This is a genomic window from Acinetobacter sp. WC-743, from assembly GCF_000335555.1.
Lineage (GTDB): Bacteria > Pseudomonadota > Gammaproteobacteria > Pseudomonadales > Moraxellaceae > Acinetobacter > Acinetobacter bereziniae.
In genome coordinates this window covers 1-25,530 of the sequence record NZ_AMFQ01000141.1, presented here as the reverse complement: position 1 = coordinate 25,530, position 25,530 = coordinate 1, and the positions used below count along the sequence as shown (strand labels likewise).

Sequence of the window (25,530 nt, the reverse complement as noted above, 5' to 3'; positions counted from 1 at the left end):
TTTCTATGCCTATAGAATGGGTAGAAGAAAATACGAAAATTTTTATTGAGTTATTTATTAAATTTGCAAATCGCTTAAAAGCCAAGCATGGTTATGCTGGCTATGCCTGTATTCTCTCTCAAATTCGAGATGATAAAAATGAACCAACGGAAGCCTACTTATCTCGAAAATGGTGGGCAATGGATGTGGGTGACCCCATTATCACATCTAATTATCTATTAAATGGAATTAAAACTGTGAGTTGGTTAACAGCAATTAATTATGAATGGTTTAACCCGATCAAGGAAGAACAAGCACTCAATAGTGAATTGCCCATGAGTTGGTTTATTGGCTATGACTATGGCACAGGGATCGTCATTCAGGCAGGAAATTTAGCTCTAAATGGCTTTGTTGAAGAAGACCCATTACCTGCTCCCTATGTATTGTTAAATCGAGTTCTAAAACCGTTACGTGTTGAAAAGATTCGAGCAATACATTATGGGAATCATAATAATGATGAAAATCCTTTGATTACTGGTTATCGCGCAGAAGCATGGATGAAACGCTTTGATATCGAAGAAGCAGAAAAGTTAGATTATTTTGGGAAATTGCAACAAGAAGCTAAATTGATTTCTAAATATGCCTTTTTAGATAGGCGAGTGGATTGGAGTTGATTTGTATGTGTCAAAATTTTTTAATTTATTAAAACGTTTTTATTTTCAATTAACTGATCATTATATTCAGTAGATTGACCATTTCACTTTATTATTAAAACAGTCTAATGATCAAATAATTTTCTAAACTGATCTGGTGTGAGCATCATCCAACGTTTAAACATATTAATAAATGCAGAGGCATTGGCATAACCTAGATCTAAAGCAATACTTTCTACAGTTCGACCTTCATTCAGCAAAGACATGGCTTTCATGACTTTGAGGCGTTGTCGCCATTCATTCAAAGACATTGCAAGTTCTTTTTGACTCAGTCGCGCTAAAGTACGCTCAGTCATATTGATTCGTTTAGCCAAGCTTTCCAAGGTGCTTTGATCAGCGGGATGGGCATGTAAGAAATCTAAAATTTGCTTGAGCGCATGATGTTCTGTGTGTGGTAAATAGCTGCCAATGAGTTCTGCATGTTGAAGTTGATCCAATAAGACTTGTAATAATCTTAAATATTCAGGTTCTGTCGCTTGAAGTGAATGCTGTTTGAGATGCTGTAAAATGGCGGAAACAAGCGGAGAGGTTAAAAGAATTCCTGCTTGTTGCGGTAGGGCATGACAAAGTGACTCATGTATATATAAGGTGGCATGTGAAACAGGGGTCCGGTTTAATCCACTATGTTGGGTATTTGGAGGTAACCAAACCCCATAAGGTGGTGGAGTAATATAATTCATCTGATGAATATTCACTTCCATAACACCATTGAATGCATAAATAAATTCTCCCCAAGCATGCCCGTGTTGAGGATAAATAGATTGTGCAGGATCATGTCGAAAAATAAGCCAAAGCGGGGCAATAATCTCATCATTGGTCGTGAGTTGAGTAAAATGCATTGCATGGACTGTTTTTCTTATGACCACGATAAATTGCCTGAATTAGATGATGCTTTGTCTACTTTGAATTATATTCTATAAAACAGACAGGAATATAGTGTAACTATTCTCTTGAGTTCGAGTGCAATATCGTGGATATGCGTAAAATGCTGGATCGCAAAGCATCTGCTTTGATGGTTGGATTATGTATGATTTGGGGCTTACAACAAGTCGTACTTAAATTGGCAGCAGCAGATATTTCACCCATGATGCAAATTGCCATTCGCTCAGGACTTTCTGCAATTTTAGTCTATCCCTTAATACAGCGACAAAAAGGGACAACGCTATGGTCTAAACAATATTTATTTCCAGGCATGTGGGTTGCATTTTTATTTTCAGCGGAGTTTTTCCTCGTAGCAGAAGCACTTAGGTATACTTCTGCATCTCATACCGTAGTTTTACTCTATACCGCACCTATCTTTGTAGCACTGGGTTTACATTGGAAACTTCCTGCAGAGCGACTCTCCATGTTGCAATGGGTGGGAATTTTTATTGCATTTTTAGGTATCGTGGTGACCTTTTTAGGTCGGGAAGAAGTACACAGCACTGCTACACAAGCGATGATTTCTAATACTTTGTTTGGTGATTTTCTCGCTTTGCTTGCGGGCTTACTTTGGGCTCTGACCACGATTTCTTTGCGTTTAACTCAGTTATCGGATGCGCATCCGACACAAACTTTATTCTATCAATTGGTTGGTGGCTGTGTATTGCTATTGCCTTTGGCTTTTCTGATGGGGCAAGCTGAAATTCATTGGACAGGTTTAGCTATTGGGAGTCTGATTTTCCATACCATTGTGGTGTCGTTTATCAGTTTTATGCTGTGGTTTTGGCTACTTCGAAATTACTTGGCTAATCGCTTGGGGGTATTTTCTTTTCTTACTCCGATTTTTGGAATGTTATTTGGTGTACTTTTTCTGAATGAACAGATTGAATTAAATTTTCTTTTTGGTGCAGCAATGGTCATGTTGGGCGTAATGATTGTCAGCTTACATCATTGGATTGAAAAGAAATTCTATTCTCAAGTTAAGACCAATGAGTGGTCTGAATAACAGTATTTCAATCGCAAAAGGCTAAGCATTTTTTATTGCCACCGACTGATCAGTGAATGGAAAATGCTTAGCGCCAGTGACTTATTTCAATTATTTATCATCTAAAATCGTTGAAAGTGGAATAGATAATTTGGCTGCCAAATATTCATCAGACTCAATCAGTGTTGGACCAATATGTTTCATCCACACATCATCATCATGAACATGTTCGACGTCTTTACGACGTGGCAATGTATAAGGCAGTGAAGTATAGAAAGACCAAAAATCGATTTCATCTAAATTTCTAACCAATACATACTCGTTGTTATCTGTGCGTTTAACCAAATTCTGCTTTTCTAAAAGCTGCACGTAAAGAGGCCAGCGTCCAATTTCACCACGACCTAAAATATCGAGAGCTTCAGTATCCGTGACCACTTGTCCTGTTTTTTGCTTTTTATAGAATAATTCCAAGATGTCCAACATCATCAGTACAGGGTGGCGCGTCTGAATCTTGCCTGTATGAAAAGCAGTTAAGGCATAACTAATTTCCACACCCAATAAGACGATATTCCAAGATAAAAATATCCATAACAGGAAAATTGGTACTGCAGCAAATGCCCCGTAGACTAAGGTATAGCTGGTGAAATTGGTCATCACAAAACCAAACAGATTTTTTAGTAATTCAAAAGCAACAGCGCCAAATACTCCAGCGATAGCAGCTGCCTTGATTGGAACGCTACGATTGGGAATCGTCCAATATAAAATAAAAAATCCTAAAGTGGTGAGTGCAAAAGAGATCACTGCAAATAAGGCTGTACCATCTACTTCATAGCCCGCAAAGTTATTACTGAGTACATTCATTGACGCCAATGTAGACGAAATCACAAAGGCACTGCCCAACAAAATTGGTCCTAAGGAAATAATCGTCCAATAGCGCATAAAGCCTATGATGCCATTACGTGTTTCTTTGACGCGCCAAATACGGTTGAACACACTTTCAATACTGGTCAGCATCAGCACGGTTGTGATGAATAAAAACAATACCCCGATCACGGTTAAATTGCTTGAATTCTCTGTAAACACATTAAAGGCTTTATCAAAAGCAATACTGGTTTTAGGTAGAAAATTACTGTAAATCATCTGCTGGAGTTGTTGTCTGGCAGGTTCTAGCGCCTTAATCGACGAAATGATGACCAAGAACACTGTCAACATGGGGACAACCGCAAATAAAGTGGTATAGGTCAGTGATCCTGCTTGATCACGACAACGATCTGCTTCAAAACGACGTATTACAAAAAGAATGAATTGAAACCAAGTTTTTTGATAGAAGGGTAATTTTTTAATTAATTCAAACATATATCTCTGATCTCAATTATTTTTCGGCATATCTTTCAGTTTCATTTATTAAGCTTACCCAAAAAAGCCGAAAAATACCGTATAGTTTTATTGTCTTAGCTATTATCAACCCATACTTATGCAAGCCTATGTTCTCGTACTTTACTATAGCAAATATGGATCTACCAAAGAAATGGCACACTTGATTGCCAATGGTATCGAAGCAACCGGAACGGCGGTAAAAATTCGCACAGTTCCTCATCTTTCAACGGTGGTTCATGAAGCACAACCGAGTATTCCAGAAGAAGGCGATATTTATTGTAGTTTGGAAGATTTACAAAACTGTGCAGGCTTGGCGCTTGGCTCTCCAACACGCTTTGGAAATATGGCTTCTGAAATGAAATATTTTTGGGACCAAACCACCAGTCTCTGGTTAAACGGTGCTTTGCATAATAAACCTGCTTGTGTTTTTACCTCATCAGGTTCAATGCACGGTGGACAGGAAAGTACATTACTGACCATGTTACCGCCGTTATTTCATCACGGAATGATGATTATGGGATTGACCAATGCTCATCCCGCATTATCAAATACCAAATCTGGTGGTACACCTTATGGGGTGAGTCATGTCAGTGGACCACGCCATGACCAAAGTTTGAGTACAGATGAAAAATTATTATGTACTGAGCAGGGCAAGCGTTTAGGGGAAGTAGTAAAAAAACTAAGTATATAAGTTGCAGGTGGATAGATACGATGGAGGTGAAAAACTTCCATCGTACCTAAACCATCTTGTTGGTGTGTATTGTTCATTTATACAGGTCAAGATCGACAGAATGTTTCCAATACATTTCCCGCCAAAAATATTTAAAGTGATTTTGTGTGTTGAGATGCCTATAGCATCTTGGAAGATTCAATTTTTAAACACTGGATTAGTGATATCAATCATGACTCAAGCCTTTGGTATTTTTGTTGATTATTGAAAATTGGAGCGAAAAATAACTTATAGATTACAGTCCATATTTTTTCCAACCACCTGAAAAATGATGTTTTTCGTCAATACGCCATTCTCCATCGATGAGAATTAAGGTATAGCGATTTTGCCCTTTTAATCGGTCATGAGTAAAAATATAGAGCTTCTTTTTACTCGCATGATCAACATCTATCATGATTTCATCGGTATAACTGAAATTAGGTGCATGTGAATAGTGTAAGCCATCAGGACGATAGCCAAAACGGGGCTTATCTGTACAATATTGCTGAAAAATCTGCCGACACTTTTGTTGAAGTTCATCGCAAAAACCAATTTTTTCAGCATAAGCTTCCCATTGATTCATCATGTCAAAGAAACTGATCAGTTTAGCTTTAGCCTCTTCAACTTGAGTATGACTAAAATATTGCTTATTTGTCTTTTGTAAATCACGCTGGGTTTGTTCGAATTCGGCAATTTGTGCGGTACTAAACAAATTAGCAAACACCCGTAATTTAGGATGTTGTGCTAAAGTCATTAAACCATCAAAACTCACTCGAGTATCATGTAATAATAATGTCGAAAGTTTTGGGATATTAAGAAAGTATTGTAAGGTTTGATCATTCACCTGAGTATTGCAAGCCCAAATGCAATCCAGCTTTTTATGATTTGCAAAAGATTTAAAACCTTCCCCAGTCAATTTTGAGTTCACAATAAATAAGTAATTTAAACTTTGAATTTGTGAGATGTGGGTTAGGGAGGCATCAGAAACTTGGGTATTTTCAAAATTTAGATTAACCAATTTCGGAAGTTGTGCAATTTTTTCGAAATGATGTTCTGAAAGAATACATTGTTTAAAAGACAGTCCCAACAAGCGTTTACATTGTAAAATATATTCAATTTCCTCATCTGAAAACTGATGATTTTCGAATGCCAATGTTGTTGAGGATGGCTTAAGTTGCTCAATTTTAATGTGCATTTTTTATAACTTTCCTCTGAATCTAGAACACAAAGATTCCGAAATTTTAATTATGTGTAAATATGATAATTTGAAATGTTAAGCAAATAACGCTCTATGTGATGAAAACCATCATTGAAAAGAGCGTTATTTTTTATATGAATATCTAAAATCGTATTAATTCACGTTAAAACGATATTTGCATTTTTGGCATTGATAATCAAAGAAAATATTTTGATCGACAATCACACCAGCTTTTTTACCAAAGCGATTTCCTAAAAATCCACCAGTAATACCTACACTGATTGCCCCCACAAATGTACCTACAGTTCCGCCAACAATCACACCCAAAGGTCCAGCGACCGTGCCGATTGCAGCACCAATAGAAGCCCCTGACGCTGCTCCGCCTACCGTACCTGCTGCTGCACCTGCAGAGGTTAGCAAGACACTTCCTGCTTTGCCTAAAAGCTGTTCATGATCACGTTGTGTTAAGTCTGTCGAGCCACATTTTGGGCAAGTTACTGTTTGTTCATCAGTCATTGATTGTTTACTCACTCAACAAAGTCCATTTGTCTTCGCTAAGTTATAGTTAATATTTCACTCATTTTCACGACAGCTGTTTTGCGATGCTGATCATGAGACTTGATTCGATTGTATCTGAATATAATGTAGATTCTTTATATTTTATGTGAAGACGTTGGAGAGAAAAGTTTAAATATGAATATAAGTTTAAGCGATTAAATCAAAAGCTTACATGATGCTATGTGATTTTTTATCGTGATTTAACACGCATTAAACTCTCTTGGGTGACGCTGCAGACTAATTTTCCAGCTTGCCAGATTCGCCCAAAATTCAGCCCTCTAGATTGACTGGAAACAGTCGCATCCATGTCATACAACAACCATTCATCAACCCTAAACGCTGAATGAAAATAAATACTGTGATCTAGACTTGCACTGCGAACTCCGCCATTTGCATAACTTACACCATGCGGTCTGAGTGATGTGGTCAACAGATTATAGTCGGAATAATAAGCAACAATTGCTTGATGAATCATGGGAAGATCGAACTCTGCAGGGATTCTGTGAAAAGTTTGCATATATTCGGCATAGCGGGTTTCTGATTTGACGGGTTTAAATGGATTAAAGGGTTGTACTGGATGTACTTTAACGAAAAACTGACGCATAAACATATCCTGAGCAGCTTTAGGCACATCCTTATAGATCAACTGCTTATGCTGTTGTTCTGATAAAAGATGATCGGGTAGAGGATAATTTGGTGCTTCAATGTGATTATTTAAACCAGTTTCAATCAGTGCAAATGAAATCATCGCTGAAAATATAATATGACCAGCTTGCCATGCATTCACTTGTCGAGTGGCAAAGCTTTTGCCATCTCGTAAATTTTCCACTTTAAATAAAATAGGTAAATCTGTACGACCACTACGAATAAAATATGCATGTAAGGAGTGTGCAGGACGATCAGTGGTTTTTGATGCAGCAATCAAAGCCTGTGCAACCAATTGTCCTCCCATCAAGTGTGAACCAAAGAGTTGTGTATTTTGTCCTTGAAATAAGTAGCTATCCAGTTGTTTTACATTCAATAGATCAATGAATTCTTGGGTGAGTGATCTCATCTATAATTGCCTGAGCGTATCATTATTTGAAGAATATAGAATAAAAAAACAAGGAAAAGAATGGTTAAAAAGACCTGAGCACTTTTCTATAAGCGATAAAAAAGAGCGCATAGAGCGCTCAATTTTAAGATAAAAGCTTAAGCGAACAGTCTTAGTCTTTTACAAAACTAACAGTACCATTTGCCAAAGATTCAACACGTGCCAAAGATTCAACACGGTAACCTTTATCTAGCAACAGTTGACGACCGGGTTGGAATGATTTCTCAATCACGATCCCGATGCCAACCACCTCTGCTTCAGCCTGATGAATTAAGTCAGCAAGACCTAAAGCAGCTTGACCATTGGCTAAGAAATCATCAATGACTAAAGCTTTATCGCCTTTAGTAATATGCTTTTTAGAAATCGCAATGGTACTTTCAATTTGTTTTGTAAAAGAGAATACTTTTGAACGATATAAATCATCTTTAAGGGTTAAAGATTGATATTTGCGTGCAAAAATAACAGGTACACCAAGCTCCAAACCAGCCATTACAGCAGGAGCAATACCTGACGCTTCAATTGTAATGATTTTGGTAATACCCGCATCTTTAAAGAGGCGAGCAAATTCCTGACCAATCAGTTGCATCATGGCAGGGTCAATTTGGTGGTTTAAGAAAGAATCGACTTTCAGAACTTGATCAGATAGAACGATACCTTCAGCTAAGATTTTCTGTTCTAGTGCGTGCACAGGGAGAATCCTCTAGAGGCAAGGTGCTTTTTAAAGCAAAGGCGTATTTTAAAAAGCACCAAAAAAAATGCAAGCTCAAATTGACCAAAAGGTGAAAAATCTCTTACTTTTTGTAACTGGTCAGGGTTAAGTTATAAGAGGTCTTACCATCTACATGCGACATTTTTACAGGTAAATAGTCCAATTGTGGTGCTAACCAGAAGATTGAGCTTTTTTCCCCATTATCATGAGTGAGTACCACTTTGATGGTATTGTACGTTCCCGCTGGGGTTTTAATTGACTCAGTACCTTGTTTTACAAAACGACGAGCGTCAAGCCCCTTAGCATCAGCGATCAGATAGCTCGATTTTAAACCAGAACCTTTTAAGTCTTCACGTACTTGTAATTCAGCATTAAGTTCATCCAAAGCACCTGCTTTCCAAGGGAAAGATCGTGCTTGATCTTTTTTCTTGGTATTGATGGTCTTATTACTTGGATTGAAGTTAATGGTCATCGTGTCGTTATGTACCAACACTTTACTGGTACGACTAAAACTATTGGAATTAATTTGACCATTGCTAAAAGTAAAACGACTGGTTTCGCTTGCTGATGCAATTGCAGCCGCTTTGGCAGCAAAGACATAGGTCCAATTGTTGCCATTTTGACTTAAAGTACGGGTAGCAGAGCCTAGATTTTTGCCATTATAAGCAAATTGATAGCTGGCTTGGAATGGACTCATGGCAAGAGCATTGCTTGAAAATCCAACCAATAACATTGCAGTAGAAATACCGGCTGCTGTGCTGAATGTTTTAAATAACGTTTTTGCCATCATTAAATGTCCTATGCATTTAAAAGTATCTGTGAGTTATAGCATCTATTATGCAATGTAATTGGGGAGAAAATATTCACTTTATTTCAAATCCTGTGAATTTATGTATTGGTTTTGCTCGGTTTGACTTGAAATTTGACCCAAAATGAACGATTTAGCTTTTTTGCTCGATGGGTGTGACCTTATCGTCGATATAATCCTCTTCTTCTAAGTCAACCATGCGGTCATCATCTTCTCTAAAATTACTGAATATGGCTGTGAGATTGACATTCCCAATCACCACCAACTCTGTTTCACGAAGTTCGGCATGATTAACATGAACTTTATTTAAAGTGTCCATAATAGAGCGGTTTTTACCTAGCCAACGGTTAAGGTCTAAATGTAATAATTCATCCTTCACGCGAATGACATCAAATTTTTCTAAGATCATGCCCAAAGGATCTTTTTTTAGTACCTTTTGATAGAAGAACAATGCACAATTTACGCCCATTTTGTACCAAATATTAGGATACTTTGCTTCGATGACTTGGGTGTTGCTGATTTGTTCAAAAACAATCAGTTGCATATCTTTGTTCATTTCCATTTGAACTAATTTAAGATCGACAGACAATACCAAATGCATACCTTTAACATTCAGTGTTGCATAAAGTCTTAACCAATCATCATGCAAGTCGGCATGTAAATCTTCAAGAATTTTGACATTGTCAGTCACATAACGTTTAAACGTTGCATTTAAAAATACTTGAGAGAGTGGAAATTCGCGCTCTTCTTCTATAAAACCTTCGGCTTTTTGGTATACTTGTCGAATACGTTTAACAATGTTAGAAAGTAGCGTCGGCATAAGTATGGTTCCAAATCATCATCACTTTTAGGCGATAAACTTGTCGATGATTAAAAAATTCAAGTCTAAAGATTGCAGTTTAGCAAAAAACATTGCACCATTTTGAGTGTTTTAAAATTACGTTTTTACTTTCATTAAGTCAGTCACAAAGTTTGTGAATAATGTAAGACTAAACTTATTTTAATAAATTTTAAATTTGGCAATTGGGGAATTTTGTCGGATTAATGTCATGATAAAAAAATTATTTGCCAATACGCAACATACTGGGTACTGGTGGCAAGATGCATTATTTGTCGGGGCAGTTTCAATTGCTGTAATTGTCCACGGGTTATTTTTATCTGTGCAATTTGGTATGCCGCAAGAAAATAATACTGCGACAAAAGAAATTGCTGTCAGTATTCGCCCCAGTGAAGATAAAGTCAAAGATGCTGATTTCCTTGCACAAGCAGATCAACAAGGTTCTGGAACCTTTCGTAAAGAACATCGGATGTCCTCTGATATGCCAGCACAGACTGAAGATAAAAGTGCAGGGGATCAACAGCTTGAAGCTTTAGAGCAAATACAGCAAAAACGTGAATTAAAATTTGAAGAAAAAGTGCTGATGACCGTTTTAAGTTGGCAAAAGCAAGCTGAACAAAACGATCGAAAAAAGGCAATGGAAGAATTACAAAGCCAAATGCAAGCCAAAGCTGCGATGGTGGCGAGCTTAGAAGCACAATATTTACAGAAGCAGCAAAATTTTAGTAAACAACAAAAAATTAAAACCTTAGATGGCATTCAAGCGAAACAAGATGCATCGGCTGGTTATTTGGATAAATTCCGTGAAAAAGTCGAAATGTATGGCAACCGCTATTATCCTGATCTTGCTAAGCAACAGCGCCTTTCAGGTGAAGTTCGTTTAATGGTGATTCTGAATAATGAAGGGGGAATACGCGCAATTCGTTTAATCGAAAGTTCAGGTCATGCCATTTTAGATGAAGCCGCTAAAAATTCGGTACGTAAGGGTGCTCCATTTGGTCGTTTTGATGCAAAAATGAAAGATATTTCTGAGCTACGAATTGTCAGAACGTGGCGTTTCGATCCCGCTGAGTCTGAATTTGAAGTCCATTAGAGCGCTTAGCAAAACCTTGATATTGCCTAGTACAATCAATGCGCTTGCAGCTTAAAAATCTGCTGAAGTCGACTGACTATAAAGAATGAGTTTGGTATTGTTGCACCAAGCTGATACCTTCTGGAAATTTCATCAACAATGCCAAATCATAAGGGCTTTTCGCAGAGCGATTTTTGCTGTTTAAATCAGCACCATTTTCCAGTAATAGCTTGACCAGATCATAGTGTTGTTGAGCATTAAAAATAGCAGTCCAAAGCGAAATATTTCCTGAATGATCTTGCAGTGACAAGTCTGCGCCATGTTCGATGATTGCGCGAGCAATACCGATATTATTTTTATAAACAGCTATCAAATGTAATGCTGTCTGTCCTTGATTATTTTGCAAATTTACATCAATGCCAAGCTCAATTAGTTTGAGCGCAATGTCATCTTGTTGATGTTGCAATGCATACATCAGCAATGATGAACCATCAAGCTGTTGATTGAGGGTTTCAGGGGTGAGTTTTCCTAAAGCAGCGTTGCTTTCGCCGTGTAAAATCAGTTGGAATAATTCTGACATCGCTAAGTCCTTTTATAATTATATTTGGTCTGCCAATTTTAAGCGTTTTATGAAGAGATTGTCGATATTTCAGCTGTCGTAAGCATCTGTGAAGTGTCAACAGATGTTAATACGATCTTGTGATTTCACAAATTTCGACACGAAAGTTTTTATACCACTGCAGTTTGCCAATCCTTTGAGCTGCTTGATGTTCTGCATCTTTATGCCATGCTTGGATATCTTCAAGTGAGTTCCAATAGGAAAGTGCAATTTCAAAGTCATTTTCGCAAATTGATTCAAATTTTTGACAGTTAAATTGAGTCAGCGCTTTTTCTCGTAAATGCTGCGCGGTTTGAATATAGGTTTGATCAAGTACATTGACCTGAGCTTTAAAAATAACCACATATTTCATATTTTATCCCTAGCTCTATACCACAGACATCATTCGATGTTGAATCCGCTTGGAAGCATGCTTGAGTTACTTAAGATCAGTTCTCAAGCGATTCTGCATTAAAGTAAATTATGATCCTGTGCTTGAATTGGTGGCGGGGTAGGTTTACCTAGAGTTCCGAGCAGTTCAATTTCAATCATACGAACCATCGAGTCGAGTGGTAAGTCATTGCTTTGAGTACCAAAAGGTTCTTCAATCTCAGTACTTAAAGCATCTAAGCCGAGAAATGTATACGCCAAAATGCCCACCAATAACGGTGTGGCTAAACCCAATAATGAACCTAAGCTAAATGGAAGCATAAAGCAGAAAAAATAGACAGTTCGATTTAATAAAACTGAATAGGCAAATGGTAAAGGTGTCGTAGCAATACGATCACAACCTGTTTGTACCAAACTGAGTTCATTAACATGCTCATTGAGCTGGGTGTAGATGATGTCTGAAATCTCACCTTCTTTCAAAGCTTGCATCAGTTCCCATTGAATTAGACTCAGGGTGTATTGCGGTGCATTGGTCTGTTGGTAGAGTTGGGTTAATGCTTGAGGACTCATACCACTAGTTTCGACCAGAGCATCGGGATTGGCAGTTTGATGTCGTAAGCGATCTCTCAATAAGTTTGCAAAAACAATGACATGTTGAATAATTCTTTCGCGACGACCTTGCGGAAAAATACGGCAGTCACGGTCAAAGTGACGCGCATTTGCAATCAACATTCCCCAAAGCTTACGAGCTTCCCACCAACGGTCATAACATGCTGTGTTTTTAAAGCCTAAAAAAATAGACAGGACAACCCCGATAAGGGTAAAACCGACCAGAGGAAGCTCAGGAAAACGATATAAATCAGTATATTCAATTCCACCTACGATGGCAGAGATAAGCATCACAAAACCTAGCGGTGGTAACACTTTTGGCAGAATCGTACCACGCCAAGACAGGAGTAATTTAAGGGTATCGTTTTGATCGCGGACAATCATGTTTTTAAGTCTATAATTTTTTAGTGATCTTCACCGCTTCAAGGATACTTGTCAATCTTATTTGCAGGGAAAGTTTTAGATTTGATGAGTCCATGTTCAGTAAAGGAATAGCTTTGTTCAGCGGCGATGATCATATGATCTAATAATTCTATTTCAAGCAGTTGACAGGCTTTGAATATTTGCTGAGTTAGATCGTAATCTTCACGTGAAGGTTTTGCTAAACCTTTAGGATGATTATGGGCAATGACAATAAACGTCGCCTGTTTTTGTATAGCATGGCGTAATAATTGATTGATCGAAATGTTGCAGTAATTGATAGAACCAAAAAATAACTTTTTAAAGCTTAACTTGCGTAATTGGCTATCTAAACAAAGCACAGCAAAGACTTCTTGTTGTTCTCCAATCAATTCATAACGTAAATAATCTCGAATTAAATCAGAACGACTCAAGTCCATACCTTGTTGGAGTTGATGTTTAAGATAGCGACGACCTAATTCTTTGACTGCCATCAGTTGCGAATATTTAGTTTCTGCAATCCCATGAAACTGACGAAGCTCTTCTAAAGAGGCATCAAAGACGGCATTTAAATGTCCAAAATGCTGAATCAATATACGTGATAATTCGACCGCAGAGTGCTGTTTAGAGCCTGAACGAAGGAAGATTGCCAAAAGTTCGGCATCGGATAAACTGTGTGCCCCTTGCAAGAGTAATCTTTCACGTGGGCGTTCTTGTTCGGGCCATTGTTTGATTGAATGGTTCATTGTTTTCCACATTTTTAATTTATTGTACTTTTCATTTTTCTCCCGATAACTGCTTGGGAGATAGACTATTTAATGCTATTGTGAGCGCCACTGCAACAGAAAGGTAGCCTGATCGTGAGTTTCGATCTCAGTGTGTTTTCTAATAAAAATATTATTCTTGCTGTCACTGGCGGTATTGCTGCCTATAAAAGTGCCATCCTTGTACGCCGTTTAAAGGATTACGGTTTTAATGTCCGTGTGGTGATGACGCATGGTGCACAAGCATTTATTACACCGCTGACTTTTCAGGCATTGTCAGGTAACTCCGTTCATACAGAATTATTAGACCCTGAAGCAGAAGCAGGGATGGGACATATTGAATTAGCACGTTGGGCAGATCTGGTTTTGGTTGCGCCAGCCAGTTGTGACACGATTGCAAAATTTGCTGCGGGATTGGCAGATGATTTACTCAGTACGCTTTATCTGGCAACAAAAGCACCTGTTTGGGTTGCCCCTGCAATGAACCAACAGATGTGGGCTGCCAAACCTACTCAACGTAATTTAAATACATTGGTTGAAGATGGTGTGCATGTGATCATGCCAGAAGCGGGCTCTCAAGCTTGTGGCGATGTTGGCTTAGGGCGTATGCCTGAACCAGAAGATCTCGCAGAACAGGTTAAAAATTATTTTCATCAAGCACAACGTGCGATTGCGGAAAAATTTGGCTTATTGGCAGGAAAGCGTGTGGTGATTACCGCAGGACCAACACGTGAAGCAATTGACCCCGTCCGTTATATTTCCAACCACAGTACAGGAAAAATGGGTTTTGCCATCGCAGCTGCGTGTTATTCAGCAGGAGCAAAAGTCACCTTATTGGCAGGACCAGTCAGTTTAGATACCCCGAATGGTGTGCGTCGTATTAACGTCTCTTCAGCAATCAAGATGCTGGATGAGAGCATGCATCAACTCGAAGAAGGTTGTGATGTTTTCATCGCAACTGCTGCTGTTGCGGACTATCGTGTGGCTGAAGTTGCTGAGCATAAGATCAAGAAAGCAGGTGATGAACTCAATGTTTCCCTAGTTAAAAATCCTGATATTGTGGCGACGATTGCACAACAGTCCAAGCGTCCATTTATGGTGGGTTTTGCTGCTGAAACACGCAATGTTGAAGAGTATGCAGCAGGAAAGCTAGTAGCAAAAAAACTCGATATGATTGCATGTAATGATGTTTCACGTACAGATATTGGTTTTGCTTCAGATCAAAATGCAATGACCGTGTTTTTTGCTGAGCAATATCAAATGGAAAAACGAGACCTGGAAAAAGCATCTAAACAAGAAATTGCTCAACAGTTGGTTGAAGCGATTCACGATGCTTTAAATCACAAAATTGAGCCTGTATAGATTTTCTTGGTCGGTTTTAAATATAAAAATGCAACGATTCCGTTGCATTTTTTATTTGCTATTTTTTGTGGTTTTAAACTATGTTTAATGTTGAATATGGATAATAGCTGTACTTTCATTCCCGTTGATAATTCACAATAGCCACAGTTTTAAGGAAGATCACAATGATCAAAAAAACTTTAGCCACCGTAATGATGATATCTGCTTTGAGTTTGAGTTCAATGAGTTTTGCAGCAACTCTGCAACAGAATATGCAGGCATTGGGTAAAAACTATAAAGCATTTAATCAAACTACAAATCCAGCAGAAGCCAATAAAGCACTAGACAACATGCGTGCGGCTGCAACAGATGCAAAAAAAGTTAAACTGAAAGGTCGTGGTGATGCCAGTGCGCCAAGCTCAACACAACTTTATGATCAATTGATTGCACAGATTGATAAAACGCAAGCCTTAGTCAAAGGTGGACATTTAGATCATGCCAAAATGGAAGGCAAAAAAATTGCTGAAATTCGTGATCAAGGACATAAGATCTATCAATAGTCTTACTGCGGAACTATGCATTTAGATGATTTATAAATAAGTCAAAATTATAAATCATATATTTATATACTTTCATTAACGTGATCCATATGGTTATAAAGCTTGCAATGCCACACTTTACAATTTACGTGTAGTGATAGCTCATCACGACAAAGAATCAGGTAAATTTATATCGCTTGTGTATAAACGACTTGTTTTTTTGACTAACGTTATTTCGAAGAATAGATTTATCCATTTAAAAAGCCGCTAGTTTTAATGACTAACGGTTTTTATTGTATGGTGATTTTTAAACGATATTGAATCATTAAACTCAGCATGATTCGGATTTGTTCATCACTTTATCTTTGTTAAGTTATAACGAGAAGATCAGGAGAAATGTGATGCAACAGCAAAATCATTTTGCACGTATTGCAAAAGCCATAACTTATATTCAGCACAACTTTAAAACCCAGCCCAATCTAGATGAAGTGGCTGCACATATCCATTTAAGTCCTGCTCATTTTCAACGCTTATTTACTGAATGGGCGGGAACCAGCCCTAAAAAATTCTTGCAATATATTAGCTTGGAACATGCCAAAACATTATTAAAGCAAGATCATTCGGTATTTGATGCGGCTTATGATACGGGGCTTTCCAGTACCAGTCGTTTGCATGACTTATTTATACAAATAGAAGGGATGACGCCGGCTGAATATAAGCGTGGTGGTGAAGATTTAACGATCCATTATCAATATGCTGAAAGTCCATTTGGAACTGTTTTGGTGGCATCTACAGCGAAAGGCATTTGCTTTATGTCCTTTGTAGACAACGAGCAGGAAAGTTTTGCTGCAATGCTCGAAAAATTCCCCAATGCTCAATTTTATCAACAAGCAGATGTACTCCATGAGCATGCTTTGGCAATTTTTTCATCTGATTTTTCATCTGAGAATCAGCCATTAAGACAAATTAAACTTCATTTAAAAGGGACTGATTTTCAGCTAAAAGTCTGGGAAAGTTTACTTAAAATTCCAATGGGACAATTAACCACCTATGGTGATTTAGCTGAACAAGTGGGAAATCCTAAAGCCTCTCGTGCAGTGGGTACGGCAGTGGGGCACAACCCCGTGGCATTCTTAATCCCCTGTCATCGAGTCATTCAAGCCACAGGCGTACTCGGTGAATATCATTGGGGTAAAAGTCGAAAAATGGCGATGATTGGTTGGGAAGGTGTTCAAACACATGTCGACATTTAATATTCAACAGGCTCAAGTCCTGAGCGAGAAAATTAAGCATTTGGACTGGACAGTAATCCATGAGCAGCTCAATCAGCAAGGTTATTCACACATTGAGAATTTTTTATCCGATGAGCTTTGTGAATTAATCAAAGCACATTATCACCATGACGATTTATACCGTAAAACTGTCAATATGCAACGCTATCGTTTTGGCGAGGGTGAATATAAATATTTTCGTCACCCTTTACCTAATTTATTGCAATTGCTGCGTACACAGTTTTACTCCCACCTCGTTCCGCTCGCCAATGCTTGGTTTGCGAATTTAAACATCAATCGGCAATATCCAGCATCACATGAAGCATTTTTACAGCAATGTCAGCAAGCGGGTCAAAACAAAGCGACTGTATTGATTTTGCATTATCGACAACATGGTTTTAATACCTTACATCAAGATCTCTATGGTGAGGTTTATTTTCCGATTCAAATGGTGATTTGTCTCAATCAAGCCAATGCTGATTTTAAGGGCGGTGAGCTGGTACTGACAGAGCAAATTCCTCGTGCACAGTCCAAAGCAATGGTGATACAACCGAACAAAGGGGACGTTTTACTTTTGACCACACACTTTAGACCCAAGAAAGGTACGCATGGTTACTATCGGGTCAATATGAAGCATGGTGTAAGTCAGTTAACTGAAGGAGAGCGTTTTAGTTTAGGTATTATTTTTCATGATGCAGTGAGTTAAAGCATGATTCAGCATAGTGAAATAGAGAGATTAGCGTTATATAGCAAGCTTAAAAATGCTGAAATTTTATTTGCGGGCAACCAAAAACTAAGAATTTATGGACGTCTAGACTGCGCCTCTGGTAAAAGGATGTTAAAAAACAATCGAGTATTCTTTAGTAGTGAAGCGGAAGCTTTAGCATTGCAATATCGACCATGTGGACACTGTATGAAATCAGCCTATTTGAAGTGGAAAAATGCAACAATTTGAATTTAAACCTGAGCAAAATCAAAACTTGCTTCCATATGATGGCGTGGTTCATTATTTTGGAATTATTATGCAAGAACCTGTGGCGCACGCTTATTTTGAGCAACTGTTAAAGACGATTGAATGGAAAAATGATCAAGCGATTATTTTTGGCAAAAAGATCATCACCAAACGAAAAGTGGCATGGTATGGCAATCAGCCTTATGAATATACCTATTCCAACACATCAAAGTACGCTTTGCCATGGACAAAGCAATTACTGGAACTAAAACAGCAGATTGAACGGATTACAGGTGAAACATTTAATTCCTGTCTGCTTAATCTTTACCACACAGGCGAAGAGGGAATGGCTTGGCACAGTGATGGTGAAACAGATCTAAAAAAGAATGGTGCGATCGCATCTTTAAGCTTTGGGGCAGTCCGAAAATTTGCCTTTAAACATAAAAATAGCCAAGAAAAAGTTGAGATTTTTCTCGAAAATGGCAGTTTACTGATCATGAAAGACACCACACAAACCCATTGGTTACATCGCTTGCCACCGACCAAAAAAGTCCACACTGCTCGGATTAATTTGACCTTTAGAACGATTGTTGAGACGGGTGTATAAAAATTTTTGTTGTTATTTTTCATGCAGCAGAAACAGGATGCCGCCAAAGATAAAGCCGATAAAACAACCATAAAAAATAAAACAGTAGGGAATTAAATTCAGCAGAAATTGAGTTTGACTGAAGGGATAAAAAGGGTACATGTCTGCATGCATCAAACCATCTAAAAGAATGTGACTAAAACTGCCTGTCAGTGCACTGAAGGTTGCCACTCGCCAAGTGATTTGCCAATTTTTTTGTTTGAGTAGACTACGCAAGACAAATTCACTCATCACTTTGCCTATGTGAATTGCGATTAAAGCAATCAATAAAGCACCGATTAAATTGTGGGTATAGAGATGTAAAGTTTTCCAGCCCAAAATCATACCAAGCAAAGGTTCGATATCCATCAGGACTTGAATACCCGAAAAAATGAGTAAGCTAAAGCGATGATTTCCGATTCCTTTACACGTTGTACCTAAACCTAAATGTAAGGGGGTAATGGGCATAGGTGATTTGTCGTCGTATTTTGATTTTTAAAGTATAAAAAATGCCATGATCGAATGTTGTGAAATTTGAGTGAACTTTATTTTACTGATTCAGCAATAAAAAAGACCGCACAAAGCGGTCTTTTCAAACTTAAAATCTAGGAAATTAAGCTTGACCTTCAGCAGCAGCGGCTTGAGCGCGCTCCATATTTGCTTCGAACTCAGCATCAAAATTGATTGGCGTAAGAAGTAATTGTGGGAAGCTACCTTTAGTCACAAGATCGTTCACAGCTTCACGTAAGAATGGGAACAGAATGTTCGGGCAGTATGCACCTAAGATGTAAGGAAGACGATCTTCTTCGATACCATCAATCAAGAAAATACCTGATTGTGTAACATCCACGATAAATGCTGTATCACCTGCATTGTTTGCTTGAACCACGACTTTTAACGATACTTCAAAGTGTGTTGCATCAACTTTTTCAGCAGCAGAAGACAAGTTGATGTTTAATTCAGGTTGCCATTCTTTCGTAAAAACTTGAGCGCCAGGTACTTCAAAAGAAATGTCTTTTGTATAAATACGTTCTAAAGCTAGTTGTGGTTGAGCTTGTTGTTCTTCACTCATTCTTTATTCCTTAAATTTTAAGAAGTGATTAATTACGCAAGTAATTCATCGAGTTTGCCCGCTTTTTCTAAAGCATAAAGCTGGTCGAAACCACCGATGAATTCATTATTAATAAAAATCTGTGGCACAGTACGGTGTTTCGTTTGCTGGATTAGCTCAGTCTTAACCTCAGGTGCTTCTTGATCGAGATTAATTTCGGTAAAAGCAACACCTTTACGCTCAAGCAGAGATTTTGCACGTACACAGTATGGGCAGAAAGTTGTTGAATAAACTTTTACTTCAGCAGACATGTTGAGCTCCTTAAGCTTATTTTTTAGCTTTAACTAATGGCAAGCCTTGGGCTTTCCAGTTACTAATACCACCATCTAGACGATAACTGTCTGCATGACCGACTTGTTGCAAGGCACTACCTGCCACTTGACCTAAGTTACAGATAAAGACTAAAGGGCGATCTGCAGTTTTCAATTCTTCAATATGACTGGCAATTTGGCTGTATGGAATATTGCGGCTACCACTGACATGACCTTCGCGAAAATCTTTCGCATCACGTAAATCAATCAGCATTGCATTTTTGGCTTTCACCAAAATACCAAGGGATTGTGGTGAAATTTTACGACCACTACGTTGTCCTTCAAAAATAAAGAACAAGACAATGAGTGCCCCTAAAATACCAAATAAGAAGGGGTGATTCCCCATAAACTCAAACCAACGTTCCACAAGTCACCTAATTACAATCAAAAACTGCGTCGAGTATAGCGTATATATATGGTGATCAAAATCACCGCTTCAAGGTTATCGCAGAAGAAATTTAATTTTTTTGTTGCGCATCAGTGATTTCTTCAATTAAGCGCAAATAACTTTCCAGACGTCTGGCTAGAATTTGACCATCATCCACTGCTTTTTTAACCGCACATTGCTTTTCATGGGTATGCGTGCAATTACGATACTGACAATGTCCAATCAAGTTAGAGATTTCAGGAAAACCAGCATCAATTTTTTCAAGGCTTAGATGCCACAGTCCAAACTCACGGATTCCTGGTGAGTCAATCAATGCACCATTTTCACCAAAGCGAATTAAACGTGTTGATGTTGTCGTGTGTTGTCCAAGTGCTGAGTTTTCAGAAATGATGTTGGTTTTCTGTTCTGCGTCGGGAACAATAACATTAATCAATGTACTTTTGCCTACACCCGATTGACCTACAAAAGCGACGGTTTCATTGTCTAAACGTTGCTTCAGTTCGCTAATATCACCTTCAGACTGTGTGATCAACACTTCATAACCCAAGTCTTGATACTCTTTGATGAGATCTAAAATTGGGTCACTATCTTTGAGTAAGTCGGATTTGTTCAAAACCAAGAGCACAGGAATATTGGCATCTGCACAAGCCACCAAATAACGATCAATTAAGGTAGGTGCAGGTTCTGGTAAAGGCGCAAAAACAATCACGATCAAGCTGATATTGGCTGCCACAGGTTTGACCTTGTGGTAACGGTCTGGGCGAGTTAACAGTGATGTTCTCGGGTGAATAGCTGTGATAATGCCTAAACCGGTATTGGGGTCTGCCTGCCATTTAACTTTATCCCCTGTGACCAACAATTCAAGATTGGTACGGGTATGACAACGCCAGACACTGCCGATTTCAATCGGTTTCCAAAAGGGTTCAGGTTCGCCTGCTTGAACAATAGGTTTTTGTGGATGTTGAGCGGGTGTAGAAAGGGCTTGTACTTCGAGTTGTCGTCCATAATGCTGAACAACCAGACCTTCTAGGTCGTTGGAAGTGTCGATTTCTTCTTGACGTGTTTTATGTTGTTTCTGAATGCGGCGTTGCTGCTGTTCAGTCAAACGACGTTTACGAATTAAAGCCATTCATGTCCTAAAAAAACCTTGAAAATGAGAAGGCAAAAATACCATGATGAGCGAATGAATTACAGCGCAGAAGTAAGAAATTTGCTACTATTCATTTTTTTATTGACCTAATAAGATTGACTCTATGAGCAGTACACTGGATACCCGCTTAATTTGGATTGACCTCGAGATGACAGGTCTAGATACTGATAATGACAAGATCATTGAAATCGCAACCATTGTGACAGATGACCATTTAAATATTTTGGCGGAAGGTCCAGTACTTGCAGTGCATCAATCAGATATTATTCTCAATGCAATGGATGAGTGGAATACCAAACAACATGGTCAGTCAGGTTTGATCGAACGTGTACGTCGCAGTAAACTCACAGCGCAAGATGCGGAACAACAAACCTTAGAATTTTTAAAGAAATGGGTCAGTCCGAAATCATCACCGATGTGTGGTAATTCAATCTGCCAAGATCGCCGCTTTATGCATCGTTTAATGCCAGAGCTTGAGCAATTTTTCCATTATCGTAATTTGGATGTATCTTCTGTTAAAGAGTTGGCAAAACGCTGGAGACCAGAAATTATGAGTGGTCTTAAGAAAAATGCATCACATTTGGCGATGGATGATATTCGCGACTCAATCGCAGAATTAAAATACTACCGTCAATATTTCTTTATTGAGAATAAAGATTAAGCCAGTTTGGGTGAGATGATCAGCTGTGGTCCTCACCCCCTAAGTTTGTTGCTGTTGCTCTTTGGTATTCAACGAGCGACATCATCTGAGTATATTGGCTGTACTCTATGCCTACTTGGATAATATAAAATTTCAATCTCAACATTGTTCGTGTAAGTTATCGTCAATCTTTTGAAAACTTATACATTAAATATAATTTCAATAGATCAATAAAATCATTGCTACGAACATTTTGTTGAATAATATAAAGCTTTCAATGCCCCGCTTTATTGTTAAAGTTTAAATAGATTTGCGTAGGCGATGTTTTACTTTTCAGAGATGAAAAGATAACAAAAATCTTTTTTCGGTCAAAGGGGATATCCATATCGCCCTTGACCGACGGCGGCATCCATGCCGCCAACCGCGATAGCGACATCGTCTGACTATATTGGATTGGTTTATTCAGTCAAGTTATGCCTACATCGTTGATATAAAATTTTCAATCTCAACATTGCTCGTGTAAGTTACAGTCAATCTGTTAAAAACTTATACAGTAAAATATAATTTCAATAGATCAATAAAATCAATGCTACGAACATTTTGTTGAATAATATAAAGCTTTCAATGCCCCGCTTTATTGTTAAAGTTTAAATAAGCTGAGTTTGATCTAAAAATCTGGATAAAACATGATACTCGAAAAGGTCATCTGCAATATGTGAGGAGATCACATGGCTTTACTGAAATGGGTTCAGTCTCATCATGGATTGAGCTTTACCGAGTTTAAACTCATCTAATCATTTATTTATAACAAGTTCATTCATCTTTCAATTGTTAGATATAAACTGATATATAGGTATATATCAGATTGAAACAAGGGAATTTTTAATCTCTTTTTTACTATGAATTTTAATTTTTTAAGCTATACTGAAAGCGATGTCTTCTGACAACTCGTTACAAAAAAGAGCAAGCGGTTCAAATTGTTTGCATAAAAAACGTTTTAATATCCTTTTATATTTGAATTATTACAAAGAGATTGACTATGCAAAGTAATAACCCAATTTTAACGCGTGCGGAAACGTATGCGGATTATGAACAGCCAATGACCATACAAGGCGCAATTCAAAAGTCTATTTTATTGACTGTGATTGCTGCGGTATTAGGTGTTGGAATTTTCTTCTATAGCTTTAGCACCATGAATGTAGGAATTGCATACGCTGCTACAATGGTCGGTGCAATTGGTGGTTTGATTTTAGGTTTAATTGCGACATTTAAACCGAATACTGCACGTGTGTTGGCGATTCCTTATGCATTCTTTGAAGGTGCATTTTTAGGTGGTGTTTCCGTCATCTTCCAATTGAAGTTCCCAGGTATTCCTTTACAAGCGCTTTTGGCAACTTTTGTCACAACTTTGGTGATGTTTGGTTTATATAAATTCCAAATTATCCGTGCAACTGAAAAATTTAAATCGGTTGTGATTTCAGCGTCCATCGCCATTGGTTTGGTGTTTGTGGTGCAATTCATCATGCGTTTGGCATTTGGTTCAAGCATTCCGTTCTTATTTGAAAGTAACCTGTTAGGCATTGGTTTTGCTGCATTTGTTGCAGTGATTGCTTCACTTAACTTGATCCTTGACTTTGATTTGATTGAATCTGCTGCTGCACAACGTGCGCCTAAATCATATGAATGGTTATGTGGTATTGCTTTATTGGCAACTTTGGTTTGGATGTACTATTCATTCCTACGTTTATTGAGCTTATTGCAAGGTGATGATTAATCATTACTGATCGAGCAAAATAGATTTGATAAAGACGCACTTTTTACAGTGCGTTTTTTTATATTTTTACTAAACTTTTAAAAAAAGATGCATTATGCAATTTAGTTCTGAGCCAAGACTTGGCATTATGCTTACAAAATTAATCAAGTGAGAATTTCATGGCACAAGGACTATTGGCAGGTAAACGCTTTTTAATCGCGGGTATTGCAAGTAAATTATCCATTGCATTTGGTATTGCTCAGGCATTACACCGTGAAGGTGCAGAACTCGCATTTACTTACCCAAATGATAAATTAAAAAAACGTGTGGATGAGTTTGCAGAACAATTTGGTTCAACGCTGGTTTTTCCTTGTGATGTTGCTGTAGATGCAGAAATTGACCATGCTTTTGCTGAACTGGCAAAACATTGGGATGGTCTGGATGGTGTTGTTCACTCAATCGGCTTTGCACCTGCGCATACGCTGGATGGTGATTTTACGGACGTAACTGACCGCGAAGGCTTTAAAATTGCACATGACATCAGTGCTTATAGCTTTGTGGCAATGGCACGTGCTGCGAAACCTTTATTGCTTGCTCGCCAAGGATGTTTACTGACTTTGACCTACCAAGGTTCTGAGTCTGTGATGCCAAACTACAACGTGATGGGGATGGCAAAAGCATCTTTAGAAGCAGGTGTACGTTACTTGGCTTCGAGTCTAGGTGCAGAAGGAATTCGTGTAAATGCGATTTCAGCAGGTCCAATCCGTACTCTAGCGGCATCAGGGATTAAGTCTTTCCGTAAGATGTTAGATGCCAATGAAAAAATAGCACCACTGAAACGCAATGTGACAATTGAAGATGTTGGTAATGCGGCATTGTTCTTATGTTCACCTTGGGCAAATGGTATTACAGGTGAAATCTTGTATGTCGATGCAGGTTTCAATACTGTGGGTATGAGCCAATCCATGATGGATAGCGAATAAAGTTAAGTATATTTAACTGACTGAATTCAAAACATAAACCTCAATATTAAAATATGAATATTGAGGTTTTTTTACAATTTCTTAAAAATTAACCGATCAATAAACTAGGATTCAATCGTTTTTTTTGATTAAATATAGATAAATATTAATATTATTTTAAGTTAGATAAGAAAATGAATTTTGCCAATATATTTTCGGCTTTAGAACAACTTGGATTAACCGCTCAAAAAAGAGCTTTGCACATTCAGTTTAGCAATCCTGATTTGACTGCCCAAGTGTTCTTGCAACGCATTGATGGACAACATGCCATCAATCAAGGCGTGTCTGTGGAACTGATCTGTCTTGCAACATCTGCAAATATTCCACTCAAACAGTTTATCGGTTGCCAAGCTGCAATCGACCAAGTCACTGACCGCGGACAACTGTTCCGTACCACAGGCATCATTACCGAAGCTGCACAAGGACAAAGTGATGGCGCACTGACGGTCTATAAGCTCAAACTTGAGGATGCAACGTCACTGTGGCGCAAACGCCGTAATAGTAGAGTTTTTCTGAATAAGTCGGTGATTCAAGTTGTTGAAATACTTCATAAAGAATGGCAACAAAGAAGTCCGCTGTTTGCTGCTAGTTTGAGTTTAGATAAAACTGGGCTGACCAAAGACTATGATATTCGACCACTCATTATGCAGAATAATGAACGAGATATAGATCTTATTCAAAGGCTTCTAGCATCGGAAGGTGTGACG

The 25,530-nt window shown here is 38.1% G+C and carries 31 protein-coding genes; 14 read left to right on the top strand and 17 right to left on the bottom strand.

Going from position 1 to position 25,530, the window contains the following annotated elements; translation table 11 throughout:
• Positions 1–653: type VI immunity family protein (locus ACINWC743_RS21500; protein WP_035301557.1), on the top strand; the 653-nt coding region annotated here is incomplete at its 5' end.
• A gap of 104 nt (positions 654–757) precedes the next feature.
• Here ACINWC743_RS21500 and ACINWC743_RS21495 read toward each other — a convergent pair.
• Positions 758–1,531 (bottom strand): AraC family transcriptional regulator, encoded by a 774-nt coding sequence (locus tag ACINWC743_RS21495; protein ID WP_035301553.1) that lies wholly within the window; start codon positions 1,529–1,531, stop codon positions 758–760.
• 146 nt (positions 1,532–1,677) lie between these two features.
• On the opposite strand from ACINWC743_RS21495, the gene ACINWC743_RS21490 reads away from it, so the two are divergent.
• Entirely contained in the window at positions 1,678–2,619 is a 942-nt protein-coding gene (locus ACINWC743_RS21490) for a DMT family transporter (RefSeq protein WP_004825127.1), read from the top strand.
• 90 nt (positions 2,620–2,709) lie between these two features.
• Here ACINWC743_RS21490 and ACINWC743_RS21485 read toward each other — a convergent pair whose 3' ends face one another.
• The gene (locus ACINWC743_RS21485) at positions 2,710–3,954 is read right to left on the bottom strand and encodes a YihY family inner membrane protein (protein ID WP_004825126.1); all 1,245 of its coding nucleotides are present in this window, start codon (positions 3,952–3,954) and stop codon (positions 2,710–2,712) included.
• 118 nt (positions 3,955–4,072) lie between these two features.
• On the opposite strand from ACINWC743_RS21485, the gene wrbA reads away from it, so the two are divergent.
• On the top strand, positions 4,073–4,666 hold the full coding sequence (gene wrbA, locus ACINWC743_RS21480; protein WP_009586953.1) for an NAD(P)H:quinone oxidoreductase: 594 nt from the start codon (positions 4,073–4,075) through the stop codon (positions 4,664–4,666).
• Positions 4,667–4,940: 274 nt separating this feature from the next.
• Here the strand turns inward: wrbA and ACINWC743_RS21470 are convergent, their stop codons facing one another.
• From ACINWC743_RS21470 to ACINWC743_RS21445, 6 genes are all read right to left on the bottom strand, one after another.
• Positions 4,941–5,879: an NTF2 fold immunity protein gene (locus ACINWC743_RS21470; RefSeq protein WP_009586964.1), complete on the bottom strand. Its 939-nt coding sequence runs from the start codon at positions 5,877–5,879 to the stop codon at positions 4,941–4,943.
• A 156-nt stretch (positions 5,880–6,035) separates the two neighbouring features.
• Positions 6,036–6,398, bottom strand: a complete 363-nt coding sequence (locus tag ACINWC743_RS21465; RefSeq protein ID WP_009586968.1) for a hypothetical protein — start codon at positions 6,396–6,398, stop codon at positions 6,036–6,038.
• Positions 6,399–6,630: 232 nt separating this feature from the next.
• Positions 6,631–7,494 carry an acyl-CoA thioesterase gene (locus ACINWC743_RS21460; protein ID WP_009586967.1) on the bottom strand — a complete coding sequence of 288 codons (864 nt, stop codon included), beginning with the start codon at positions 7,492–7,494 and terminating at the stop codon, positions 6,631–6,633.
• A gap of 151 nt (positions 7,495–7,645) precedes the next feature.
• The gene (locus ACINWC743_RS21455; protein WP_009586949.1) at positions 7,646–8,221 is read right to left on the bottom strand and encodes a xanthine phosphoribosyltransferase; all 576 of its coding nucleotides are present in this window, start codon (positions 8,219–8,221) and stop codon (positions 7,646–7,648) included.
• 103 nt (positions 8,222–8,324) lie between these two features.
• Complete coding sequence (locus ACINWC743_RS21450) at positions 8,325–9,032, bottom strand: DUF3108 domain-containing protein (protein ID WP_009586948.1); 708 nt, start codon at positions 9,030–9,032, stop codon at positions 8,325–8,327.
• Between the two features lie 151 nt (positions 9,033–9,183).
• Complete coding sequence (locus ACINWC743_RS21445; RefSeq protein ID WP_005033958.1) at positions 9,184–9,870, bottom strand: hypothetical protein; 687 nt, start codon at positions 9,868–9,870, stop codon at positions 9,184–9,186.
• Between the two features lie 229 nt (positions 9,871–10,099).
• Here ACINWC743_RS21445 and ACINWC743_RS21440 point away from each other — a divergent pair, with 229 nt between their 5' ends.
• Entirely contained in the window at positions 10,100–10,981 is an 882-nt protein-coding gene (locus tag ACINWC743_RS21440) for an energy transducer TonB (protein WP_009586960.1), read from the top strand.
• 76 nt (positions 10,982–11,057) lie between these two features.
• Here ACINWC743_RS21440 and ACINWC743_RS21435 read toward each other — a convergent pair whose 3' ends face one another.
• The 4 genes from ACINWC743_RS21435 to radC form a co-directional block, all read right to left on the bottom strand.
• Complete coding sequence (locus ACINWC743_RS21435) at positions 11,058–11,540, bottom strand: ankyrin repeat domain-containing protein (protein WP_009586955.1); 483 nt, start codon at positions 11,538–11,540, stop codon at positions 11,058–11,060.
• A gap of 106 nt (positions 11,541–11,646) precedes the next feature.
• The gene (locus tag ACINWC743_RS21430) at positions 11,647–11,931 is read right to left on the bottom strand and encodes an antibiotic biosynthesis monooxygenase family protein (protein ID WP_004825107.1); all 285 of its coding nucleotides are present in this window, start codon (positions 11,929–11,931) and stop codon (positions 11,647–11,649) included.
• Between the two features lie 98 nt (positions 11,932–12,029).
• Positions 12,030–12,941 (bottom strand): bestrophin family protein, encoded by a 912-nt coding sequence (locus tag ACINWC743_RS21425; protein ID WP_004825105.1) that lies wholly within the window; start codon positions 12,939–12,941, stop codon positions 12,030–12,032.
• 38 nt (positions 12,942–12,979) lie between these two features.
• The gene (gene radC / locus ACINWC743_RS21420) at positions 12,980–13,714 is read right to left on the bottom strand and encodes a RadC family protein (RefSeq protein ID WP_034707928.1); all 735 of its coding nucleotides are present in this window, start codon (positions 13,712–13,714) and stop codon (positions 12,980–12,982) included.
• Positions 13,715–13,816: 102 nt separating this feature from the next.
• Between radC and coaBC the strand changes: the two genes are divergently transcribed.
• The 6 genes from coaBC to ACINWC743_RS21390 all read left to right on the top strand — a co-directional run bounded on the left by coaBC (position 13,817) and on the right by ACINWC743_RS21390 (position 18,430).
• Positions 13,817–15,082, top strand: a complete 1,266-nt coding sequence (gene coaBC / locus ACINWC743_RS21415; protein WP_009586950.1) for a bifunctional phosphopantothenoylcysteine decarboxylase/phosphopantothenate--cysteine ligase CoaBC — start codon at positions 13,817–13,819, stop codon at positions 15,080–15,082.
• Positions 15,083–15,246: 164 nt separating this feature from the next.
• Positions 15,247–15,621 (top strand): cytochrome b562, encoded by a 375-nt coding sequence (locus ACINWC743_RS21410; protein ID WP_009586962.1) that lies wholly within the window; start codon positions 15,247–15,249, stop codon positions 15,619–15,621.
• 380 nt (positions 15,622–16,001) lie between these two features.
• Positions 16,002–16,853 carry a bifunctional transcriptional activator/DNA repair enzyme AdaA gene (locus ACINWC743_RS21405; protein WP_009586954.1) on the top strand — a complete coding sequence of 284 codons (852 nt, stop codon included), beginning with the start codon at positions 16,002–16,004 and terminating at the stop codon, positions 16,851–16,853.
• Positions 16,840–17,577: a 2OG-Fe(II) oxygenase gene (locus ACINWC743_RS21400; protein WP_009586952.1), complete on the top strand. Its 738-nt coding sequence runs from the start codon at positions 16,840–16,842 to the stop codon at positions 17,575–17,577. Before ACINWC743_RS21405 ends, ACINWC743_RS21400 begins: the two co-directional genes overlap by 14 nt.
• A gap of 3 nt (positions 17,578–17,580) precedes the next feature.
• Entirely contained in the window at positions 17,581–17,826 is a 246-nt protein-coding gene (locus ACINWC743_RS21395; protein WP_009586966.1) for an Ada metal-binding domain-containing protein, read from the top strand.
• Positions 17,813–18,430 (top strand): alpha-ketoglutarate-dependent dioxygenase AlkB family protein, encoded by a 618-nt coding sequence (locus ACINWC743_RS21390; protein WP_009586956.1) that lies wholly within the window; start codon positions 17,813–17,815, stop codon positions 18,428–18,430. Before ACINWC743_RS21395 ends, ACINWC743_RS21390 begins: the two co-directional genes overlap by 14 nt.
• A gap of 12 nt (positions 18,431–18,442) precedes the next feature.
• Here the strand turns inward: ACINWC743_RS21390 and ACINWC743_RS21385 are convergent, their stop codons facing one another.
• The 5 genes from ACINWC743_RS21385 to rsgA form a co-directional block, all read right to left on the bottom strand.
• On the bottom strand, positions 18,443–18,916 hold the full coding sequence (locus ACINWC743_RS21385) for a hydrolase (protein WP_035301550.1): 474 nt from the start codon (positions 18,914–18,916) through the stop codon (positions 18,443–18,445).
• Between the two features lie 145 nt (positions 18,917–19,061).
• Positions 19,062–19,520 carry a protein-export chaperone SecB gene (gene secB, locus ACINWC743_RS21380; RefSeq protein WP_004825088.1) on the bottom strand — a complete coding sequence of 153 codons (459 nt, stop codon included), beginning with the start codon at positions 19,518–19,520 and terminating at the stop codon, positions 19,062–19,064.
• A gap of 32 nt (positions 19,521–19,552) precedes the next feature.
• Positions 19,553–19,810 carry a glutaredoxin 3 gene (gene grxC / locus ACINWC743_RS21375; RefSeq protein ID WP_004825086.1) on the bottom strand — a complete coding sequence of 86 codons (258 nt, stop codon included), beginning with the start codon at positions 19,808–19,810 and terminating at the stop codon, positions 19,553–19,555.
• A gap of 16 nt (positions 19,811–19,826) precedes the next feature.
• Positions 19,827–20,237 (bottom strand): rhodanese-like domain-containing protein, encoded by a 411-nt coding sequence (locus ACINWC743_RS21370; RefSeq protein ID WP_004825084.1) that lies wholly within the window; start codon positions 20,235–20,237, stop codon positions 19,827–19,829.
• 91 nt (positions 20,238–20,328) lie between these two features.
• Positions 20,329–21,387 carry a ribosome small subunit-dependent GTPase A gene (gene rsgA / locus ACINWC743_RS21365; protein WP_009586965.1) on the bottom strand — a complete coding sequence of 353 codons (1,059 nt, stop codon included), beginning with the start codon at positions 21,385–21,387 and terminating at the stop codon, positions 20,329–20,331.
• A gap of 124 nt (positions 21,388–21,511) precedes the next feature.
• Between rsgA and orn the strand changes: the two genes are divergently transcribed.
• From orn to ACINWC743_RS21345, 4 genes are all read left to right on the top strand, one after another.
• Positions 21,512–22,069: an oligoribonuclease gene (gene orn / locus ACINWC743_RS21360; RefSeq protein ID WP_009586958.1), complete on the top strand. Its 558-nt coding sequence runs from the start codon at positions 21,512–21,514 to the stop codon at positions 22,067–22,069.
• A 1,018-nt stretch (positions 22,070–23,087) separates the two neighbouring features.
• On the top strand, positions 23,088–23,822 hold the full coding sequence (locus tag ACINWC743_RS21355; protein WP_005033931.1) for a Bax inhibitor-1/YccA family membrane protein: 735 nt from the start codon (positions 23,088–23,090) through the stop codon (positions 23,820–23,822).
• A gap of 158 nt (positions 23,823–23,980) precedes the next feature.
• A complete protein-coding gene (locus ACINWC743_RS21350; protein ID WP_005033929.1) occupies positions 23,981–24,784 on the top strand; it encodes an enoyl-ACP reductase FabI in 804 nt (267 codons plus the stop codon).
• Positions 24,785–24,957: 173 nt separating this feature from the next.
• Positions 24,958–25,530 (top strand): phage late control D family protein (locus tag ACINWC743_RS21345; RefSeq protein ID WP_009586969.1); only part of this gene is annotated, 573 nt, incomplete at its 3' end.

Excerpts from the sequence above, each read along its gene's own strand:
- ACINWC743_RS21495 (WP_035301553.1), bottom strand. The coding sequence starts at position 1,531 with ATGCATTTTACTCAACTCACGACCAATGATGAGATTATTGCCCCGCTT.
- ACINWC743_RS21490 (WP_004825127.1), top strand. The coding sequence starts at position 1,678 with ATGCTGGATCGCAAAGCATCTGCTTTGATGGTTGGATTATGTATGATT.
- ACINWC743_RS21485 (WP_004825126.1), bottom strand. The coding sequence starts at position 3,954 with ATGTTTGAATTAATTAAAAAATTACCCTTCTATCAAAAAACTTGGTTT.
- wrbA (WP_009586953.1), top strand. The coding sequence starts at position 4,073 with ATGCAAGCCTATGTTCTCGTACTTTACTATAGCAAATATGGATCTACC.
- ACINWC743_RS21470 (WP_009586964.1), bottom strand. The coding sequence starts at position 5,879 with ATGCACATTAAAATTGAGCAACTTAAGCCATCCTCAACAACATTGGCA.
- ACINWC743_RS21465 (WP_009586968.1), bottom strand. The coding sequence starts at position 6,398 with ATGACTGATGAACAAACAGTAACTTGCCCAAAATGTGGCTCGACAGAC.
- ACINWC743_RS21460 (WP_009586967.1), bottom strand. The coding sequence starts at position 7,494 with ATGAGATCACTCACCCAAGAATTCATTGATCTATTGAATGTAAAACAA.
- ACINWC743_RS21450 (WP_009586948.1), bottom strand. The coding sequence starts at position 9,032 with ATGATGGCAAAAACGTTATTTAAAACATTCAGCACAGCAGCCGGTATT.
- ACINWC743_RS21445 (WP_005033958.1), bottom strand. The coding sequence starts at position 9,870 with ATGCCGACGCTACTTTCTAACATTGTTAAACGTATTCGACAAGTATAC.
- ACINWC743_RS21440 (WP_009586960.1), top strand. The coding sequence starts at position 10,100 with ATGATAAAAAAATTATTTGCCAATACGCAACATACTGGGTACTGGTGG.
- ACINWC743_RS21435 (WP_009586955.1), bottom strand. The coding sequence starts at position 11,540 with ATGTCAGAATTATTCCAACTGATTTTACACGGCGAAAGCAACGCTGCT.
- ACINWC743_RS21430 (WP_004825107.1), bottom strand. The coding sequence starts at position 11,931 with ATGAAATATGTGGTTATTTTTAAAGCTCAGGTCAATGTACTTGATCAA.
- ACINWC743_RS21425 (WP_004825105.1), bottom strand. The coding sequence starts at position 12,941 with ATGATTGTCCGCGATCAAAACGATACCCTTAAATTACTCCTGTCTTGG.
- radC (WP_034707928.1), bottom strand. The coding sequence starts at position 13,714 with ATGTGGAAAACAATGAACCATTCAATCAAACAATGGCCCGAACAAGAA.
- ACINWC743_RS21410 (WP_009586962.1), top strand. The coding sequence starts at position 15,247 with ATGATCAAAAAAACTTTAGCCACCGTAATGATGATATCTGCTTTGAGT.
- ACINWC743_RS21405 (WP_009586954.1), top strand. The coding sequence starts at position 16,002 with ATGCAACAGCAAAATCATTTTGCACGTATTGCAAAAGCCATAACTTAT.
- ACINWC743_RS21400 (WP_009586952.1), top strand. The coding sequence starts at position 16,840 with ATGTCGACATTTAATATTCAACAGGCTCAAGTCCTGAGCGAGAAAATT.
- ACINWC743_RS21395 (WP_009586966.1), top strand. The coding sequence starts at position 17,581 with ATGATTCAGCATAGTGAAATAGAGAGATTAGCGTTATATAGCAAGCTT.
- ACINWC743_RS21390 (WP_009586956.1), top strand. The coding sequence starts at position 17,813 with ATGCAACAATTTGAATTTAAACCTGAGCAAAATCAAAACTTGCTTCCA.
- ACINWC743_RS21385 (WP_035301550.1), bottom strand. The coding sequence starts at position 18,916 with ATGCCCATTACCCCCTTACATTTAGGTTTAGGTACAACGTGTAAAGGA.
- secB (WP_004825088.1), bottom strand. The coding sequence starts at position 19,520 with ATGAGTGAAGAACAACAAGCTCAACCACAACTAGCTTTAGAACGTATT.
- grxC (WP_004825086.1), bottom strand. The coding sequence starts at position 19,810 with ATGTCTGCTGAAGTAAAAGTTTATTCAACAACTTTCTGCCCATACTGT.
- rsgA (WP_009586965.1), bottom strand. The coding sequence starts at position 21,387 with ATGGCTTTAATTCGTAAACGTCGTTTGACTGAACAGCAGCAACGCCGC.
- orn (WP_009586958.1), top strand. The coding sequence starts at position 21,512 with ATGAGCAGTACACTGGATACCCGCTTAATTTGGATTGACCTCGAGATG.
- ACINWC743_RS21355 (WP_005033931.1), top strand. The coding sequence starts at position 23,088 with ATGCAAAGTAATAACCCAATTTTAACGCGTGCGGAAACGTATGCGGAT.
- ACINWC743_RS21350 (WP_005033929.1), top strand. The coding sequence starts at position 23,981 with ATGGCACAAGGACTATTGGCAGGTAAACGCTTTTTAATCGCGGGTATT.